We start from the raw sequence: 1,013 nt of genomic DNA, 5'->3' as shown, positions 1-1,013 counted from the left end.
GACGCCCTGGCCAACCTGGGCGTCACCGTCGACAACGTTCAGCAGACAGACGGCGCCGGCGGCTCCCATCCCACGATCAGGATGCGGACCACGGCCGCGCCCGCGCTATACCGTTACCGGGCCATGACCCCGCAAGACCGCCTGGCCATGCTCGACGATCTGGGCCTGGCGGTATGGCTGATGGACGACGGCTCCATCCAAAAGACCGACAGCAAAGCAGCACCGCCGAACCTACGGGTGTACTGCTGCGGATTCGGACCGAACTTCGCCGATGCGGCAGCGCAGTGGTTTGCCGACAAGTACGGCGTCACCGCCACCGTGCACCGCCGGGAACGCAACCCTTACCTGTACATCGGCGTGGAGGACGCCGAACGGCTCCTGGCCCGGCTCGCCCCCTACATCCGGTACGACGCCGGGACCAACGCAAAGCAGTGGGTGGCCGGACCGGTGCGACAGGGCCTCACAGGCGGCATGGCGTTCGTGCCGGTGCTCAAGACCGAGCACGTGACCAACGCCAAGGCCGAAACCCGGTACGACATCGAGGTGGACGGCACGCACACGTTCATCGTGAACGGCATGGTGGTGTCCAACTGCGTGCGCGCGATGGCGCTTCGCATGGCATTCCCCGACGAGCTTGGCGCGGTGTACATCGAGGAGGAGATGCACCAGCGCGACGCCGCGACCACCCAACTCGACGAGGAAGCGGCAAGGGAGCGGCTGCGGGGCCGCTTCACCGGCCCTCACGTTGACCAGGACGCTCAGGTCCACGTCGAGAGAGTCGCCGATCCAGCTCCGCCGCAGCCCCCTGAGCCGGCCCAGCCGGCTGAGGAGCCGGGCGAGAGCGGCGGCGACGAGCCGCGCGGCGGTGTGCGACGCGTCGACCCCTACGCCGCCGTTCCGGAGGCCAAGCTCCGCGAGTGGTTGGACCGACATGTACGCGCTCGGGTGCGTGCTGTACGAGCTCCTGGCAGGGCAGGCGCCCTTCCGCGCGGACACCTTGCCCGCGCTGCTGT

1 protein-coding gene is annotated in these 1,013 nt (G+C 68.8%); it reads left to right on the top strand.

Annotated features, from left to right (window positions below; translation table 11 throughout):
- Positions 1–123 precede the first annotated feature (123 nt).
- The coding region (locus tag AB0B89_RS36660) for a hypothetical protein (RefSeq protein ID WP_358562458.1) at positions 124–1,013 on the top strand (890 nt) is incomplete at its 3' end.

The organism is Sphaerisporangium sp. NPDC049002, assembly GCF_040649355.1.
Lineage (GTDB): Bacteria > Actinomycetota > Actinomycetes > Streptosporangiales > Streptosporangiaceae > Sphaerisporangium.
The sequence above is the reverse complement of the archived record's forward strand: the minus strand, read 5'-3'. Positions and strand labels throughout refer to the sequence as shown.